Here is a 17,509-nt window from a genome sequence, read left to right on the forward strand (position 1 = left end):
ATTACACTACTTTTTACTGTAATACCAAATCAATGTGAAGCTGCACAGAATGAGAGTTGCGGCGGGTACCCGCCGCAACTCTCATTCTGTGCAGCTTCATATAAAAACGGTATAAGTAATGATCAATAGTTAACACGCCGTGATATTAATATTCGAAACTGAAAATACTAAATATTATCTGGTAGTGATTCGTGCTGGATTCACGGGAATACTCAAGGAAAATCAACATTATTACAACTTGTAGACAGGCTAGAGCGTGGCACGGCGGTTTAAGTTCGGTTATAAATTGTTGACCTTCTATGCAATTCCGGTTCTTTTGTCAGGTATATCGGCGATCGCCGTTTACACAACGGTTGAGCGGGTAACAAAGCTATCGGAGGCAGCTCAATCGGAGCAATCGACTATACAAGCCATGAACGAGATGATCTATGGTCTCTCAAGGATGGTGAGAAATGTTCGGGGGCAAGTACTCTTCCCTCAAGATTCAAGCTATTTACAATCTTATAATGAAGGGTTTGTGGCTTTTCAGGAAGAAGCTGATTTCCTGAAAACTACCGTGGAAGAGCCTCAACAGCGAGAGCGTTTGCTGCATATTATCGCTGAGGGAGAGCTGCATGATCAGCTTGCCCGAGAGGTTTTTGAACTACTTAAACAGCAACGTATTGAAGAGGCAACTGCCCAGATACCTCTTGTCCGCATGAATGAGGTAGATCGTAACTATAGTGACTTTAACTCTCGTCAAGAGCAATTATTAGACAACCATTCTCAAGCTTTAAGAAGCGCATTGTTTAACTTAAAAGTACTGGTCATCATCAGTACTTTGCTGGGAATTACGTTCGCAGGCATCATTGCTTCACTCATTGGTAAGCGTTTTAAGCAAGCGCATCGAATAGAAGGCCAATCTCAGGAATTAGCTCAGAAGAACCAACAACTTCAACAGGCTCAAGTCGAAATCATTCAGAGCTTTAAGGAGTTAGAGCAAACCCAGTCTCAGCTCATTCAAGCAGAAAAAATGTCTAGCCTGGGCCAACTGGTGGCTGGAGTTGCCCATGAGATCAATAACCCCGTAAATTTCATCCACGGTAATCTAATCTATGTGCAGGAGTACGCCTGTGATTTGATGCGTTTGGTGGAATGTTATCAGGCCGCCTATCCCAATCCTTCTGCTGAAATTCAAGCTACTGAAGAAGAACTAGATCTGGAATTCTTACAGGACGATTTACCCAGAATGCTAGATTCCATGAAGGTAGGTACCGATCGCATCCGTCATATCGTTTTATCGCTGCGTAACTTTTCCCGGATGGATGAATCGGAGTTCAAAGCAGTTGATGTTCATCAAGGCATCGACAGTACTTTGCTAATTCTGCAACATCGTTTGAAAGCAAAACCCGAACGTCCAGAGATTGAAGTGATTCGAGACTATGCACATTTACCTTTAGTTGAGTGTTACGCCGGACAGCTCAACCAGGTGTTTATGAATATCCTGGCAAATGCTATTGATGCATTGGAAGAACTAAGTGCTAAACGGACACACCAGGAAAATAAAGAAAACCCCGGATGCATTACCATTCGCACTTCAATGAATGGTTCAGAAGGGATTCAAATCGCGGTTGCTGACAATGGAATAGGAATGACTGAATCGGTGCGCAAATACATTTTCGATCCATTCTTCACTACAAAACCTGTAGGAAAGGGAACTGGTATCGGGATGTCTATCAGCCATCAAATCATTACTGAAAAACATAATGGCAAACTAGAGTGTGCCGCTACACAAGGTGGAGGCACGGAGTTCATTATCCAGATTCCCAAGCTGCAAAAGGTTCCAGTAAAAAGCTAGGAATTACTTCTCAAGGCGTGTTTCAAAGACGTCGAACTTCCAAGCCCGGAGGAAGAGAATAAATCTCTACCTAAACCATTACGGAAATCACACCATTAATCGCCCTTTAGCTTAAGGCGATCGCCCACTCCACTCTTTAAAATTTAAAGTTGTGCGCTTTATTTAGGCAACTTGAATCGCTATGAGTTTGCGCGATCGCTTCAATCAGTTCACAGGGCAGACACGTTTTGTCGTGTGTCGTATTTTTATACATCTTGCGGGTCGAGAAGTTGCACCTCTGTTGGGCGTGCTCAATCAGGCGGGGCAGGAGGCGATCGACGCAGAAGGCGATATGCGCGTGTTGGGTGAGCAACTCGTGCGAGTTTGTGAAAGCCTGCTGGAATATGAGACCTTTTGGCGCTCAGCCGCCAACGAAGGCGACGTTCTTTGGGACGAGGGCGAAGCCGGAGATTATGTGGAAGAACTCTTTACTGATTCGGCCACACGGTATGGTAGTGCGACAGATTTCCTCTCCGATGGCCAGGAAGATTTCGCAATTCCGGTGACGCAGAATGTAGTTGTTATGATTGCCGTCGCTTTAGAGGGCGAAGTCCCTGAATTAGAAGACAATCTGGCCGACATCACCGCTCTAAAGGCTGGTTTGAAAGCTCTCATCAATCTGCACTACCGGGGAGTTTTAAGGGCAATTCAGATCCATTTTTCTCCAGCGCAATTAGGGGATGAACTGACATCTGATCAACTGATTGAAAACTTCCCTGAGCTCATTCCACTCTAATTTTTCTGATTCATCACGCTTTTCCCCCTAACCATGATGATACGTAAACTCTCTGCTTCCTTAATGGCGCTGTCTCTCCTATGGACTTCTGTCGCCTGCTCGACCGTTGATACTTATCCCACGGCACAACCGCCGCAGGAGCAAACAACAGCACCTGCTCCTACTAACTCTATTGCGGATGGTACTTACCCTTTGCAGCAGGCCACCTATGATGACAGCACCGGTGAGTATACTCTGGTGTTACTGAATACGCAGCCTGGACAGTCCATGTTTCGTAGCGAAAACTTACCCTTGGCCCGGCTGACAGATGAAGAAATTTCCGCTGGCAAATCCAGTGAACTGCGGGTCGAGAATGGGCAACCTGCGCTGTATCTAACATCAGATTTTCGGATTGAATACGTTCACAACGTCACCGAAACCCAAACTAATTCTCAAACTGGGCAGGAAGAAGTTGTCATTGTTCGCCGAGAGCCAAGCTTCTGGTCTCCGTTTGCTGGAGCACTAGCAGGACAGGCGATCGGCAGCTTACTTTTCCGGCCACAGTACTACATGCCGCCGGTTTATCGGCCGGGTGTAGCCCTGGTGGGTTATGGCGGTTATGGCCGCAACTACAACGAAGCCGTTTCGCGTTATCAGTCCCGCTACCAGGCACCCCCTGCTGAATATCGGAACCGCCAATTGCGTACAAGTGGGCGACTGCGCTCGACTGTTGGCACCTCCCGCACTCCCAGCGTGGGTACTGGCTCGCGGACTAACCGTAACCGTCCTTCAGGTAGTGGTGTTGGCAACAGCAACTTGCGTCGTAACAACCGCCAGGCCGAGCGGAATCGGCCCTCCTTCGGCTCCGGTTCCGGTTCCCGCCGATCGGCTCCGCGTCCTAGCTTCCGTGGTGGTAGAAGACGCCGCTAAGCTCTTTACATAACTGGGGTTCACGCGCGTCTACTGTACCTAGCAGGCTGCGGCCTAAGTTCGCAACCCATGTTTTTGTGTAGGGTGGGAAGCACCCTACACAAAAACATGGGTGATGGATTTCCGCCTCAGCGTACTAGTGCATTGTGTTGTGAGCGGCGTGCTTCGTACACCATTCACAACATACACGCGTAAGTCCTGATAAAGCTAAAACGCCCTTAATAAGGGCGTTTTAGCTTTTAAGATCGAGTAACGATTAGGATGCTTCTCGTTTCAGAACAATGACGTTTTCGGTGACGCTTTCGAAGGTGTCGTCGTGGCTGATGACGAAAATTTGTTGGAAGGATTTGATATTAGCGATCGCCTCTGCCAGACTCACTCGTCTCTGTCGGTCCATATTCGTCGTCGGCTCATCAAAGAACGCTACATCAATGTCTGCTAATACCCGCAGTAGAGCGAGCCGCACTGCCAGGGCTGCACACATCTGCTCGCCACCGGAGAGATTTGTAAATCGGCGGGTATGTTGAGCTTCCTGTACGCGAATCTCATACTCACGTGTCCATTCCAGAGCTACATTAGGGCGATTTAGCAACTCGCGGAACAGGCGATCGGCTTCCCGGGAAATACTTTGCAAGTAGCGTTCGGTAATGCGAGGGCCAGCTTCCTTATAAGCTTTGCGGGCGAATCGAATGAACTTGTGGTTCTGCTCCCGTTGCTTCAGGTCTTTGCGAGTCAAATCCCGTCTTGCCTGGATCTCCTGAAGCTTTTTGAGTTGATCTTCTAACTCGGCAATCAGGGTGCGTTGGGGCGGCAAGGCTCCGCTGATCTGGTCAGCCTTTCGTTGGGTTTCAGCGTAGAGAGCCTCCACAGTCTTGAGGGCCAGAGGGTCGAAGCCAACCGCGAGGCGATCGCTCTCCTGCTTTAACTCGGCATAGTGCACTTCTAAGGTTTGCAGGGTGGCAATGGCGTTTTGCAGATCGGCCTCTTGGTGAGGCAGTTGGGCGATCGCAGGTTCATTCTGCCGATAGGCCAGATAACCCTCCTGGTGTTTCTGGAGCTTGGCCCGCTGTTGGGTGAGATGCTGTTCCAGATCTGTGAAGCGTTGGAGTTGGGATTCTAGCTCTGTTAATGCGGTGGAGAGGGATGTGATTTTTTCCGTGGCGATTGCCTGCTGGGTTTTCAGCATTGACTGCTGCTTCAATTCATCGGCCAACAAGCTACAGCGGCCTCTCGGGTTATTTAACTGCTTAAGGTTCGCCACCAGTTGCGCCTGTTGCCCCTGCAGCATCTTTTCCTCCTCTAAGGAGGCTTGTAACCCCTCCAATTGATTTTTGAGGTGGCCGACTTCCTGGGTTAGTTGAACTAAATCGGAGGATTTTTGGGGAAGAGTGCTGTAATCGGCAGCCTGCTGACGAGCGATCGTGATCTGTTGCCCCAGGCTGTGCAACTCGTGGTTGAGGTGTTCCACATTAATCTGCTGAGCCAGGTCCACTAGAATTTCGTGCAGGGTATCTAGCAATTCAGTATTTAACTCAACACCCGCCTGCACCGCCTCTAGAGCTGACTCGACAGACGCGGAAGACAGTAGTGGCACTGACTGCTGAATCTGCTTTAGAATTGCCTGGGCTTGCTTGACCTGAATTTGATGGCGATCGCGCCGCCCCTCCCCTTCCATTACGAGTTGTCGTAGTTCGGCTTCAAATTGTCGGGCTGCCTCAATGCGGCTGAGTTGGGATTGCAGGCGATCGCGCCGTTGTTCCAACCCGGCAATCCGTTGTACCTGGGGAGCCAGGGTTTGTAGCCGCCCTACATCCTGGCTCAGCCGTTTCTGCTGGTTCTGGAGTTTGGTCAACTGGCGGGTGAGGGCATCCATTTCTGCTCGAGCAGCGCCCACTTCTTGCAGGGCAACTGCCAGGGCTTCCTGCTGTTGCTCCAGACGGGTTTGCTGGGCTACGTAGGGTTGTAAGGTTTCCAGTTCTTCGGCGTAGCGGGCAAGTTGCTCCATACGGGAGGCAAGCCGTGCAATCTCGGCATTTTGTGTAGCCAACTGCTTTTGGAAGGAATCTCGTTGTCGCTGGATCTTGCTGCGTTCCTGCAACTGCTGGTCGAGGTGCTGGATAGTCTGTTGCAGCTCCCCGTAGGCTAAGTAGTCAGCACGGCTTGCCTCACATTGCTGAATGCGAAGTTTCGTGTCTTTGACAGCCGTTTCTAAGAGAGCGATCGCCTGGCGTTTCCCTTCCATCTGCGCCGCCATTTGCTGCTGCTGAGCCACGAGTGCTTGCACCTGTGCTGCTTGTGCACTCAGATGGTCGTGCTGTTGACGTAACCCGGCCAATTCTGCCTGCAACTGAGCCAGGGTTGCTTCATTTGCCGCTAACTCTTCGCGCAGAGTTGTTACACGGGTCTGGATCGGTTCCAGCGCTTGAAGCTCGGTGTCATAGCGGGCGATCGCCTGCTCCAGTTCATCGACCCGGGCTCTGGCATACTTTTCCAGGCTCAACATTTCCTGGTTGACTTGCTTGTACTCCTCTACCTTGAGGATGCTGTCAAACACCTTTTTGCGGTCTTCGGGAGCTTTCAAAAAGTCTGCTGTAAAAGTTCCTTGAGGAACGCCAATCGTGTTGGCAAACAGCCGCGCCAGGTCAGTACCCGGTGCAACACCCATGTGCTCTCGCAGCCAGGGCAACACGTCCTCTTCGATCTTGTGATACTCCAATCGCTGACCCAATTGCGGGTCATACAGGGTGTACCCCTTGGAGGTGCAACGTTCTACCTCATAGGTCCGACCATCACGGCTGGAGATGAAGGCAACGCGGGCCTGCGCGCTACCCGTTCCGTTGCGAATCAGATCTTCGGTTCGATAATTGCCCCGATGATTGAACAGCGTCCAGGCGATTGCCTCCAAAATGCTGGTCTTTCCGGCTCCATTTTCTCCACAAATAGCATTCGTTCCGGGCTGGAACGCAATGAAGCGATCGCGGTGCGCCTTGAAGTTCTGAAGCGTGACGGAGAGAATCTGCATGGACGCGGCAGGAAAGGGTCAGAAGGCAGGCTCAGGAATTATAGCTGGAGGCATCGAAACGCGGGTGAAATCGGGGGTGCAATCGCCGTTGAACAGGGCGATCGCCCTCAAAATGCTCCGATACGATCTCGGGCACATCGGCGACATCCACCTGGCAATACCAGATGCCATCGGGATTGACCAGCACCATTGGCCCAGCACCACATTGCCCCAAACAACCCGTCGCCTGAACAAATGTACCAGACGGGGCCGCAGCTTGCAAGGCGGCCAGCACAGCATCGGAGCCACTGCGGAGGCAGGAACGGTTTTGGCAAACAACGACTAAGCGTCGTTTTGGGGAAGAAGACTCAGGCACAAGTGTGGAGGAATAAGGTGGAACACGATGAGTTGAATGTCGCCCCAGCAGACCAGCGTCGGGCCGGATCATCATTCAATTCAGACACCCTGTCGGTTGAGCAAACCTTTCAACGGGGCGTTCCAGGAGGTGTAGAGTAGACCCACCGGGCAACGGCGCGCAAAAATGAGTGTCCGGTTTGTAAAGGAATTGGACAACCTTCAGCTTAACAAGTTCACTAGATCTCGTGCATGAATCAGTTTTTGAGGGTGTGAATCGTTGCGCGGCGAAGCCGCGCAACGATTCACACAGGAGGGTCTCATTTCAAATGCGCGAGCTGCTTCTCATCTGCTCTGTTTGAGCTCAGCAGGCAGCAAAAAGTTTTCACACTGCATCAAGCCCTGCTAATGCTGTGCTATCACAAGCGGTTCTCACGTCAAACTGCCTTAACGAGGCATCAGCCGTTCCATAAAATTGTTGATTGTGCGCCGCCAGAGCTTGCGCCGCCGCCATTTCTCAAAAGCGCGCTCGTAGCGATCGCTCCCCTGAGACCAAAACGTATTCCATGCATCCAGGGCCACGAACATACCCCAGAACAAGGCGATCAACGGCACTCCCAGCGGGCTACCTGTACTGAGCAGGGCAATGCCTCCAAGTGCTCCATTCACAATTAAATAACGGACAAAGCGGTGGCGGAAGCGATCGCGCCGAAACTGGTCAAATGCTTGCCGTTCGCGAGATTCCCCTTTGTTAATCTCCCAGTCACGCTCAGCCACGGTCAGTTCGGTGATGGGAATGCCCATATCTTCAGCAATTTCGAGCAGTTGGGCACGGGTCAGTTCGGTCTGATTGGCATTCTCTGCCTGACGGGCGATCGCCAATTCCAAAATCTCGTGCACTTCCTCCTGGCTGTAGAACTGACGCGAGGGTTCCACAATCACTTCCTGTTCGACCTTTTGCATGGCTATCCACTCTTATCCTTATCCTCTGTTATACGCAAAGTCTGCCCGACCCGACAGAGCGGTTGAGTGCGGATTCCTGTACTAATTAGGCAGCCAATATATTCATTCTGTTAGGGCACAGACGCGGTATACCTGTGTCTTAACAAAATTCCCACGGCATAAAAGTTACAAAATGCAATCAAGAATAAATTTATTTTAAGGAAGCTTTAAGAGGCTAGCTTTGCGTGCTGATGCAATATGTAGCGGGTTAAAAACTGCTGCACATCGCATGAGTGCGCTATCCTAACAGATTTCATAAGCCTCCTAGATAACCTGAGTCGAGTTCAGGGCTTTTTCGAGGGGCATGCCTTGAACGCCCCTCGAAAAAGCCTATTTTGATTGCACAGATCGTCTGCCAAAATGGGCACTTGGTTTTATCCCGAATCGAGGTTAGATACCTTGAACTGATTCAAGATATTGGAATTAGTTATTAAAAAAATCAGGTAAATTCAACCCCTGCCCGAAATTTACGCTAGCCAGTTTGCCCGTATAATCAGATCACTCTGGCCCTTGTTGGGCCTGTATTTAATCAAAAGCCATCCGGCTGATTTATAAGCGCTTGTGATAACTGGCAGTTGGGATATTCTGACTTCTCGGTGCTCGTGTAAGTGCGCCGGAGGTTCCGTTTTGAAAACGCACGAGGGAGCGACCCATGGAAGGCGCTGAAACCAGCAGACGACGGGCGCGCAGCTCGAAAACTGCTGCAAAGGAGGAGACTGTGGCCGAGACAAAAACAGAAGCTAATCATTCAAATGGCTCATCAGGAGCACCTGCAACCAAAGCACCATCACCCACTCCGGAGGAAACCGTGACCAAGACTGAAGCGAAGGAAACATCGGCTCTAGCCGTCGCTAAAAATGCTGAAATGCAACCGTCCGGTTCAATCTGGAACCGTCCTGTTGGCCCTGGCCAGATTGAAGTAGCGGAAAGCATTTCTGTTGCGGGTGTTCGTCCTATTGCTGCTAGCCATATGGAAATTTTCGGAACCATCCTCAACGATCGCCCCATTCAGGCTAGCCACATTCAGGTTGCTGACACCACCATCCCCGGTGGCCGTCCTATCTTCACCAGCGAAATCGTGATTCGGGATGATCTAACCCTGCCTGGCGGTCGCCCCATCTTCGCCAGCGATGCTCGTCTAATGGATGCCCCCCTGCTACCCGGTGGTCGCCCCATTGCAGACAATGAACTGGAAGACGGCGAATTGCTGATGGGCTATATCGACTAAGCAATTTGGTGCTTCGTTTGATAGACACCCGGTGTTTCGAAAAACACCGGGTGTCTTGGCTTTTGAGCCGTCATATCAATACGCAGTGATGAGCCACACCCCTGCATATTAGGGTTCTTCAACGGGAGGTCATATTACTTCGAGATTCGTTTCGCTTGAGTCACGATTGATTCGTTCGCATCCGTGACAAATTCCAGGGGAACGCGCTCTTCGTAAGCCTTGACCACTTGGCGGTAGACATCGTAGCGAGTGGGCAAAGTACGGTTGGCTTCTCCTGGCACTCGGTAGGTGATTTGATATTCCACGTTCTTCTGTAGACGCGGATCGCCAATGATTTCTTGATTCTTTTTCCGATCTTCCATCTCGTCCACCGTAGGCCGTGGGGGTGAGTCGGGCCACCAGAGCCCTTTGTCATCGGGGCCAGTGACGGCATTCTCAGGCCGCTGCCCATTCTTATTCTCCAGGGATGTGGAGGCAAATTTTTCGATACGGGGTGGGCGATCGCTCCCTCCACCCTGGCGTATGTAGTCCACCTGCCAGGTGTACGTCACAATGGCAGATGCCTGATACTGGTCAGTGGTCGTGGTATCACAGCCGCCCATCAGGAACGCAAGACTGCTCAGAGCCACAATGGCAGTGCCAGGAAGAGGGTTCGAAAAGAATCGGGGCATCATAGGCTTAGCAATAAGGCGATCGTTGCTTGTTTCGTTGTCTTTGCGGTGTTTCTCCCTATAGTCGTAGCGAATTCTCTCGAATAATTTCAATGCACCTATGACAGCCCTGATGTTGGCCCGTTTTGTCCGATGGAGGGAGGAAGCACAATAGATGACTTCCATCTACCTGATTCAACCGGGCTTAATTCGGCAGGACTTACGCAAGTCCGCTATAGCTAGCGTATTTGTGTTGTAGGTAAGGTGCAAAGTCCCCACCTACAACACAAATACGTAAGTCCTGATTGAAACAATTCATTCTGCTGGGCTTTCTTGCTCAATTAAGGGAGAGCGCTATCATAGTGAAAAGTCTTACATTTCTTAATAAAACTTTTTGAAACTGCCTGTCCATTTTCGTCGCTTCTCTCTATGACAGCTTCACTCCGCTTGTCGGATCTGAAGACTTCCCTGACCAATCGGGTTTTCTTCGGTAATGAACCTACCCCTGAGTTGATGGCCATTCTTCTGGTCTACTTCGTACAGGGGATTCTTGGGCTGGCCCGGTTGGCCGTCAGCTTCTTCTTGAAAGATGACCTGGGGTTAACACCGGCCCAGATGTCAGCCCTGCTAGGGGTAGCCGCAATTCCCTGGATGGTGAAGCCGCTGTTTGGTTTCCTGTCGGATGGCTTGCCACTGTTTGGGTATCGACGTCGCCCCTACCTCATCTTGTCAGGGTTGTTGGGTTCCGCCGCCTGGATTGCCATGGCAACGGTCGTGCATTCTGCCTGGGCGGCTGGGTTAGCGATCGCCCTCAGCTCTCTGGCGATCGCCGTCAGTGACGTCATTGTCGATTCCCTCGTCGTTGAGCGGGCCCGCACCGAATCCGTCAGTGACGCTGGCTCGCTGCAAGCTTTGTGCTGGGGAACCTCTGCCCTGGGCGGTCTGATTACAGCCTATTTCAGCGGCTCTCTACTAGAAAGGTTCAGCCCGAATACCCTATTTGCGATCACCGCTAGCTTTCCGTTGCTGGTTTCCATGGTGGCCTGGGCCATCCAAGAGCCACGGGTTGATCGGGGGAGCGATTGGGGGGCTGTGCGCGAGCAGGTGAAGAGCCTGTGGGGAGCTGTGCGGCAAAAGTCTATCTGGATGCCCACCACTTTTCTCTTTCTGTGGCAAGCCACCCCTACGGCGGAATCAGCCTTCTTCTACTTCACTACCAACGAGCTCGGCTTCTCCTCGGAGTTTTTAGGACGGGTGCGGCTGGTCACCAGCCTCGCCTCGCTGGTTGGAATTTGGACGTTCCAACGGTTCTTCCGAGCCGTTTCGTTCCGCAAGCTCTTTGCCTGGACGATGGTGATTTCTTCGGCTCTGGGAATGACCATGCTGCTGCTGGTGACCCATGCGAATCGAGCCCTCGGTATTGATGACCACTGGTTCAGTCTGGGCGACAGCTTAATTCTGACGGTCATGGGGCAGATTGCTTACATGCCGGTGTTGGTATTAGCGGCGCGGCTCTGCCCTCCGGGAGTAGAAGCTACCTTGTTTGCCCTGCTAATGTCAGTAACAAACCTGGCTGGGTTGCTGTCCTACGAACTGGGCGCTGGCATGATGCACTGGTTGCACATCAGCGAATCCAATTTCACGAACCTTTGGTTGCTGGTCGTGCTCACCAACCTTTCCACCCTGCTGCCCTTTCCCTTCCTGGGGCTAATTCCAGCACAGGATTCGGAGAATTACACCATTCATTCAGGTGACGAAATGAAGCTGGCGGGGTCGGGCGTAGCACCTCTGCACCCGGATGGCCCGGTGGAAGCTAATTCTCTGGCTTTTGGCCCTGGCATTCCGACAGGTGTTGGCCAACGTGACGAAGGTTAAGTCCTTCGATTGACAACCCCTTGACGTTTAGCCTGCCGTTTAACGGCGATCGCCCCTGTGACGAGCGCAACTTTTCCATCCTCATAACACGGCTGTTTACTCCCTAACCTTGCTACATCCATGGAAACCGTAACTCCCTTTCTGAGTGCCCCTAAGAACCCTTATACCCGCGATGAATGGCGCACGGGCTATCGCTCCCTCACCGAGGAGCTTGATTACACCATTGATGAAGTGGAAGGGGAAATTCCTCTGCAACTCCACGGTACGCTGTTTCGCAATGGCCCAGGTTTGCTAGAGAGAGGCGGTCAGCGCTACCGTCATCCCTTCGATGGGGATGGGATGATCTGTGCGATCGCCTTTAAGGACGGCAAAGCTCATTTCCGCAACCGCTTTGTGCGTACAGAAGGGTTTATTGCCGAAGAAAAGGCTCAAAAAATTCTTTATCGGGGTGTGTTTGGCACCCAAAAGCCTGGCGGATGGTTGGCTAACGCTTTCGACTTCCGCCTGAAGAATATCGCGAATACCAACGTCATTCATTGGGGCGATAAGCTACTGGCTCTTTGGGAAGCCGCTGAGCCCCATCGCCTTGACCCCGCTACCCTGGACACGCTGGGCATGGAGTACCTGGATGGCGTCTTAAAGCCGGGAGATTCTTTCTCGGCGCATCCCTGGATTGATCCAGTCTGCGATCGCGCTGGGGGTGCTCCCCGCTTGGTGAACTTCTCCATCAAAGCTGGGCTTTCCACTACTCTCACCCTGTTTGAACTCGATGAAGCCGGAACCGTTGTTGAACAGCACCGCCATGCTGTCCCCGGTTTCGCATTCATGCACGACTTCGCCATTACCCCTAACCACGCAATCTTCTTCCAGGCATCCATCCTGTTCAACCCCCTTCCTTTTGCTGTAGGTATGAAGGGTGCTGGAGAATGCCTTACCTTCCAACTCGATAAACCCACGAATATTCTCGTGGTACCTCGGGATGGTAGCCCGATGCAGATCTTCCCGACAGAAGCGGGCTTTGTTTTCCATCACGCCAATGCCTTTGAGGATGGTGAAGAAATTGTGGTGGATTCTATCTGCTACGGCTTTTTCCCTGAGCTGAAGCCCGATCAGGACTTTGTGGATGTGGACTTTGATGAGCTGGCTCCTGGTCAGTTGTGGCGCTCCCGCATCAACCCCAAAACGGGTGCTGTCAATCGACAGCTGTTGGAAGAGCGTTGTTGCGAGTTTCCCGCGACCCACCCCGATCGGGTTGGGCGTTCTTACCGAATGCTTTACATGGGCGCTGCCCATGCCCCTACGGGAAATGCACCTCTGCAAGCGATTTTGAAGATTGACTTTGAGACGGGCGATCGCCAACTCTGGAGCGCTGCCCCCTGGGGTTATGTCAGCGAACCTGTCTTTGTTCCCTTCCCCGATAGCAAGGCTGAGGATGAAGGCTGGCTGCTGACCCTGGTTTATAACGGTCATAGTGAGCGATCGGAACTGGTGATTTTGGATGCCCGCGACCTATCAGAGCCCGTGGCAAAACTGAAGCTGAAACACCATGTTCCTTATGGGTTGCATGGTAATTTCACTCCTGAGTACTTCGGGTAAATACAATAGCTGTTGCCGATCAACCGGCTCGCTATTGTTCCAGCAATTCTCATCTTCAAATCTAGCCTGAAAACCGCTCGTCCCAGGTGAGCGGTTTTCAGGCTTTAAAGCTCACCATGGAGAATTACTGTTATTCTGACAGCGCTTTTCAACCGCTTAAAACTTGCAGGACTTACGCAAGCCCGCTATCTGTAGTGTATTTGTGTTGTAGGTGGGGTGAGAAGCACCCCACCTACAACACAAATGCGCAAGTCCTGAACTTGGTTGTTTTTGTGAGAGCCGTGCTTCGCGCAGCTCTCACAAAAACAACCGTGGCTGATTCAAGCGCAAAGCGCGATAAGGGCTTGAGAAAATGGCGAAGGGATTGCTAGTACTTCACCCGTAAACTGAGCTATGCTGCTGAACAGCGAGTAATACGGATGAACCATGCTGGATCTCGTCAAGCTGGCCCGGCAGATGCAAGATATTGGGCAACACCTCAACGATGAAGCCGCGGCTACCCGTCAGCGGCTAGATCGAGCCCAACAGTTTTTACAAGAAGCCCGAGGACGGCAGGCCGAACTGGTGAACCTGCGGCAAATGTGGGGCGATCGCCTCGGCTTCAGTGCCGCTATTCCTCAAGAACCTCTGGATACCTGCATTCCCCTTGCTCCAGCACCACCCAACCATACTGTCCTGGCCACCGATGGTTCACAAATTGCTCCCAGTCACCACGAAATCGCCTACTGTTACCTGATTAATGTCGGGCGTATTGTGCTGCACTATGGTCAAAATCGCCACCCTCTCCTCGATAGCCTGCCCGAAATTTTCTATCGCCCCGAAGATCTCTACAGCTCTCGCCAATGGGGCATCAGTACAGAGGAGTGGATGGGCTATCGTCGGACGGCTTCTGAAGCAACGGTGTTGGCGGAGCTTGCCGCAGCGGAGATGGAAGGTAGAGAGCTGAGACAGGAGAGCCTAAGAGTAGAAGAGAGGGCTGGAGGGCAGAAGACAGAAGCAATGCCATCGCCCCCGCCCCCTGCCTCCCTGTCTCCCACCCTCGCCATGGTTGACGGTTCCCTCACCCACTGGTTTCTTGATCCGTTGCCGGCGGAGGCACGCGATCGCATTTTGCTGCCTATCCTGGATGCCTGGGAAACATTGCGGCTGTTGCGGGTGCCTCTGGTGGGCTATCTCAGTGCAGCTCGTAGTGGCGAATCGCTTAACTTTTTGCGGCTTCATACCTGTCCGAAGGATCAGCCGGATTGCCAGAGTTACTGCCCGGGTCAAACGGACATTGCTCCCTGTCAGGTCTTTGCACCTCTGCGCGACACAGCCCTCTGGGGCATCGTGCTAAAACCAGGCCAACGAAGTGCAATTTGGCGTAGTTCCGCTCGAATTTTGGATTACTACGATCACCATCGTACCTACTTCTGCTACGTCCACATGGGCTCAGAGATTGCTCGGGTTGAGTTTCCTGCCTGGGTCGCAGAGGATGCAGAACTGCTCAATGCAGCCCTCAGCCTGACAATGACTCAGGTCGATAAGGGGCAGGGATATCCTGTGGCTCTGGCAGAGGCCCATAACCAGGCAGTAGTCCGGGGGGGCGATCGCGCCCGTTTCTTCGCCCTGTTAGAGCAACAGATGATTCGTGCAGGGCTTAAAAATGTGGCCATTTCTTACAAGGAAGCCCGTAAGCGCGGCAGTATTGCCTGAGCTAATCGAGCCACATGGATTGGAGATAAGGGCACTGCCTTTATTTCCAATCCATTTGGCCGCACCAGTTAAAACGAAAGATTTCTTTTTGAGTGGGGAATGCTGGGAGTAGCAAACTCCTGAAGAAATTGGCACGGCTATGACCTCGGCTCTGGTGGAACTGGCCCGGCAGGGGGATGAGGAGGCGATCGCCCAACTCCTCAATCATGCACTCCAAGCTCAGCATATCGATACTACCGTCGTGTTCGATGACGGGTATCTGAAACTGGGGCTAGAAAGTGCAACAACACCTGCTCAGGAGGAACTTGTGCCGCTTGTGGTACGGGGTTTGTTGAAGCTACAAATACCCGGAGTTCGGACGGTTACCCTCATGGCCCGCGAATTGGGTGGGGCGGAACCTGACTGGATTGTGAACTTTACCGGTCATCAGCGGGGGCTTTTGAAGGGATTGGCCGAATGGGGAGATGAAGGGGCGATCGCCCAACTTCTCAACAAAGCGCTTGCCCACAAGCAAATTACCACCCAGGTTCAACTCAAAGATGAGCACCTGATTTTGACCTTGCACGCTGATCCACTTCCCGATCAGCGGATAGCGCTCACGTTGCTACAACGGGAACTGGCATCCTGGTCAACTCAGCGCTTTCAGGTTATTGAAGTGCGGGGGCAGAGGTCCAAATCTAGCCAACCTGAGTGGATGACATCTTTTACACCCCAGGCCGTTGCTGTGGCCGCTGTAAAAAGGACACCGGGTGCGAATGTCCAAAAAACTCGTGCTCCAAAATCGCCTGCCGTATGGACATTCAAATTTAATTATCCAAAACTAGCGCTGATTAGTTTGCTGGCATTTTACGGGCTGTTTTGTGCGCGTGATTACAATTTCGATGATTTTGTGAATGGTACGAACCCCTTGATGGGGTTCATTCATGGGGTGAATCTCATCTTTCATGAAGCCGGGCATACGATATTTAGCATGTTTGGACAGTTGATTCATCTGCTGGCGGGTTCCGCCATGCAAATTGCTGTTCCTGCATTCATGAGTGGTTACTTCTTCTTCACGCGCCAATCGTATGCCGGAGCCGTTGCTTTATGTTGGGTTGGTGAGAACTTTTGGGATGTGTCAATTTACATCAAAGATGCTCAAGAACAGGCTTTGCCCCTTCTCGGCGGTGAAAATGTTTTGCACGACTGGCACTTTATCCTCGTCATGCTGTGGCAACTCAAAAATGATGATGCGATCGGCAATACAGCTTACGGCATTGGCACGTTGATTTATGCATTTGCAGTTTTTCTGGGCATTTTCTATGCTCAGATTCAACCCAAATCCAGCAATGAAGATGCGTGAATTACGCTTAACCAATCCGCACAGTGCTGTATAACTGGAGTTTGGGCTCATTCTGCCCGCCATACAGGGAAGTGCGCTCTGCGAGCGCACTTCCCTGTATGGCGGGCTTTCTGGGTTTTACTGAGCTGAGAAGCTTGCGTAGCAAGCTTCTCAGCTCAGTAAAACCTGATTTAACCTCAGTTCGGGTTAAGGGCTTTTTCGAGTGCCGCGCTTCGCGCGGCACTCGAAAAAGCCCATTATTGCGTGCGCGTCGCGCACGCAATAATGGGCGGTTCGGCTTATCGCGAACTGACGTTGATTTAGTCCACAGTCCAGGTATAACGGATAGGGTAAAGCGTGAGCACAAAGAGCACTAGAGCGAATGGAACCCAACCGCAAAAGCTTGAATTTTCCTGGGCTGGATTTGTCTTATCTGGAATGGGGAACTGGGGAACCTGTGCTTTTGCTGCATGGCCTGGCGGATCATGCGTTGGTGTGGTGTCGTCTGGCAGAACAACTGAGCCAACGCTTCTACTGTATTGCGCCTGATCTACGAGGGCATGGCGAAAGTAGCAAGCCGCCCGAATCGGAGTACCGTTCAGATGCGATCGCCGCTGACCTCGAAGCGTTGGTCACGGAATGTCACCTTCCTGCTGCTCATGTGGTTGCCCATTCTTGGGCTGCTAAGATCGCGTTGATCTGGGCCCGGCAGCATCCAGAACGTATTAAGAGTTTAGTGTTGGTTGATCCATTTTTTGTGAATCGGCTACCGAGTTTACTGCGTCCAACTTTCCCACTGTTCTATCGCACGTTGCCCTTTTTGAAGGTGACAGGGCCGTTTAAGAACTACGACGAGGCGGAGGCGATCGCTCGTACCCTCAAGCAGTATCGCAACTGGAACACTTGTCAGCAGGACGTATTCAAGGCAGGGATGGAGCAGAAGCCGGATGGCACTTGGGGCAGTAAGTTTGCGATCGCGGCTCGTAATGGCGTCTTTGAAGACACTCTACAACGGGCCGGACTGATAGAGAAGGTCAATATTCCTACGCTGCTCATCCTGCCTGAACAAGGGCTCAATCGCCAGGCATGGCAAATTAGACCCTACCGACAATATCTGACGCAATTGCAAATTACCTCTGTGCCGGGTAACCACTGGCCTCATTTGGTGGAGCCAGATTCTTGCAACGCGGCTATTGACGCATTTTTGCAAAGCCGTCATTAAATGCTATTGGTAATGTTCTAGATATGTGGATAGAGTGTGATGAA

At 51.8% G+C, this 17,509-nt stretch carries 14 protein-coding genes; 9 read left to right on the forward strand and 5 right to left on the reverse strand.

Going from position 1 to position 17,509, the window contains the following annotated elements:
• Window positions 1-256: 256 nt before the first annotated feature.
• From H6F91_RS02915 to H6F91_RS02925, 3 genes are all read left to right on the forward strand, one after another.
• Entirely contained in the window at window positions 257-1,837 is a 1,581-nt protein-coding gene (locus H6F91_RS02915; RefSeq protein WP_347280006.1) for an ATP-binding protein, read from the forward strand.
• Between the two features lie 187 nt (window positions 1,838-2,024).
• A complete protein-coding gene (locus H6F91_RS02920; protein WP_190771499.1) occupies window positions 2,025-2,612 on the forward strand; it encodes a DUF1517 domain-containing protein in 588 nt (195 codons plus the stop codon).
• Window positions 2,613-2,675: 63 nt separating this feature from the next.
• A complete protein-coding gene (locus H6F91_RS02925; protein ID WP_242035606.1) occupies window positions 2,676-3,521 on the forward strand; it encodes a hypothetical protein in 846 nt (281 codons plus the stop codon).
• Window positions 3,522-3,777: 256 nt separating this feature from the next.
• Here H6F91_RS02925 and H6F91_RS02930 read toward each other — a convergent pair whose 3' ends face one another.
• The 3 genes from H6F91_RS02930 to H6F91_RS02940 form a co-directional block, all read right to left on the reverse strand.
• Window positions 3,778-6,543 carry an SMC family ATPase gene (locus H6F91_RS02930; protein WP_190771487.1) on the reverse strand — a complete coding sequence of 922 codons (2,766 nt, stop codon included), beginning with the start codon at window positions 6,541-6,543 and terminating at the stop codon, window positions 3,778-3,780.
• Between the two features lie 31 nt (window positions 6,544-6,574).
• A complete protein-coding gene (locus H6F91_RS02935) occupies window positions 6,575-6,973 on the reverse strand; it encodes a (2Fe-2S) ferredoxin domain-containing protein (RefSeq protein WP_242035607.1) in 399 nt (132 codons plus the stop codon).
• Window positions 6,974-7,323: 350 nt separating this feature from the next.
• A complete protein-coding gene (locus tag H6F91_RS02940) occupies window positions 7,324-7,839 on the reverse strand; it encodes a 2TM domain-containing protein (protein WP_190771486.1) in 516 nt (171 codons plus the stop codon).
• Between the two features lie 757 nt (window positions 7,840-8,596).
• On the opposite strand from H6F91_RS02940, the gene H6F91_RS02945 reads away from it, so the two are divergent.
• Entirely contained in the window at window positions 8,597-9,106 is a 510-nt protein-coding gene (locus tag H6F91_RS02945) for a hypothetical protein (protein WP_206754890.1), read from the forward strand.
• Window positions 9,107-9,240: 134 nt separating this feature from the next.
• Here the strand turns inward: H6F91_RS02945 and H6F91_RS02950 are convergent, their stop codons facing one another.
• Window positions 9,241-9,942 (reverse strand): hypothetical protein, encoded by a 702-nt coding sequence (locus H6F91_RS02950; RefSeq protein ID WP_199307606.1) that lies wholly within the window; start codon window positions 9,940-9,942, stop codon window positions 9,241-9,243.
• 243 nt (window positions 9,943-10,185) lie between these two features.
• On the opposite strand from H6F91_RS02950, the gene H6F91_RS02955 reads away from it, so the two are divergent.
• A complete protein-coding gene (locus H6F91_RS02955) occupies window positions 10,186-11,631 on the forward strand; it encodes a folate/biopterin family MFS transporter (protein ID WP_190771484.1) in 1,446 nt (481 codons plus the stop codon).
• Here H6F91_RS02955 and H6F91_RS28210 read toward each other — a convergent pair.
• Window positions 11,628-11,753 carry a hypothetical protein gene (locus H6F91_RS28210; RefSeq protein ID WP_277874356.1) on the reverse strand — a complete coding sequence of 42 codons (126 nt, stop codon included), beginning with the start codon at window positions 11,751-11,753 and terminating at the stop codon, window positions 11,628-11,630. The two genes, H6F91_RS02955 and H6F91_RS28210, sit on opposite strands and share 4 nt — an antisense overlap.
• Between H6F91_RS28210 and H6F91_RS02960 the strand changes: the two genes are divergently transcribed.
• From H6F91_RS02960 to H6F91_RS02975, 4 genes are all read left to right on the forward strand, one after another.
• Window positions 11,752-13,227: a carotenoid oxygenase family protein gene (locus tag H6F91_RS02960; protein ID WP_190771483.1), complete on the forward strand. Its 1,476-nt coding sequence runs from the start codon at window positions 11,752-11,754 to the stop codon at window positions 13,225-13,227. The two genes, H6F91_RS28210 and H6F91_RS02960, sit on opposite strands and share 2 nt — an antisense overlap.
• A gap of 426 nt (window positions 13,228-13,653) precedes the next feature.
• On the forward strand, window positions 13,654-14,922 hold the full coding sequence (locus H6F91_RS02965) for a DNA double-strand break repair nuclease NurA (RefSeq protein WP_190771482.1): 1,269 nt from the start codon (window positions 13,654-13,656) through the stop codon (window positions 14,920-14,922).
• Window positions 14,923-15,061: 139 nt separating this feature from the next.
• The gene (locus H6F91_RS02970; RefSeq protein WP_190771481.1) at window positions 15,062-16,264 is read left to right on the forward strand and encodes a hypothetical protein; all 1,203 of its coding nucleotides are present in this window, start codon (window positions 15,062-15,064) and stop codon (window positions 16,262-16,264) included.
• A 361-nt stretch (window positions 16,265-16,625) separates the two neighbouring features.
• Window positions 16,626-17,465 carry an alpha/beta hydrolase gene (locus H6F91_RS02975; protein WP_190771480.1) on the forward strand — a complete coding sequence of 280 codons (840 nt, stop codon included), beginning with the start codon at window positions 16,626-16,628 and terminating at the stop codon, window positions 17,463-17,465.
• Window positions 17,466-17,509: the final 44 nt, after the last annotated feature.

The sequence above is a fragment of the Leptolyngbya sp. FACHB-8 genome, assembly GCF_014695575.1.
Classification (GTDB): domain Bacteria; phylum Cyanobacteriota; class Cyanobacteriia; order Elainellales; family Elainellaceae; genus Vacuolonema.

Coding starts and splice junctions, on each gene's coding strand:
- H6F91_RS02965 (WP_190771482.1), top strand. CDS start 13,654: ATGCTGGATCTCGTCAAGCTGGCCCGGCAGATGCAAGATATTGGGCAA.
- H6F91_RS02950 (WP_199307606.1), bottom strand. CDS start 9,942: ATGGAAGTCATCTATTGTGCTTCCTCCCTCCATCGGACAAAACGGGCC.
- H6F91_RS02930 (WP_190771487.1), bottom strand. CDS start 6,543: ATGCAGATTCTCTCCGTCACGCTTCAGAACTTCAAGGCGCACCGCGAT.
- H6F91_RS02940 (WP_190771486.1), bottom strand. CDS start 7,839: ATGCAAAAGGTCGAACAGGAAGTGATTGTGGAACCCTCGCGTCAGTTC.
- H6F91_RS02925 (WP_242035606.1), top strand. CDS start 2,676: ATGGCGCTGTCTCTCCTATGGACTTCTGTCGCCTGCTCGACCGTTGAT.
- H6F91_RS02935 (WP_242035607.1), bottom strand. CDS start 6,973: ATGATGATCCGGCCCGACGCTGGTCTGCTGGGGCGACATTCAACTCAT.
- H6F91_RS02955 (WP_190771484.1), top strand. CDS start 10,186: ATGACAGCTTCACTCCGCTTGTCGGATCTGAAGACTTCCCTGACCAAT.
- H6F91_RS02960 (WP_190771483.1), top strand. CDS start 11,752: ATGGAAACCGTAACTCCCTTTCTGAGTGCCCCTAAGAACCCTTATACC.
- H6F91_RS02970 (WP_190771481.1), top strand. CDS start 15,062: ATGACCTCGGCTCTGGTGGAACTGGCCCGGCAGGGGGATGAGGAGGCG.
- H6F91_RS02975 (WP_190771480.1), top strand. CDS start 16,626: ATGGAACCCAACCGCAAAAGCTTGAATTTTCCTGGGCTGGATTTGTCT.
- H6F91_RS28210 (WP_277874356.1), bottom strand. CDS start 11,753: ATGGATGTAGCAAGGTTAGGGAGTAAACAGCCGTGTTATGAGGATGGA.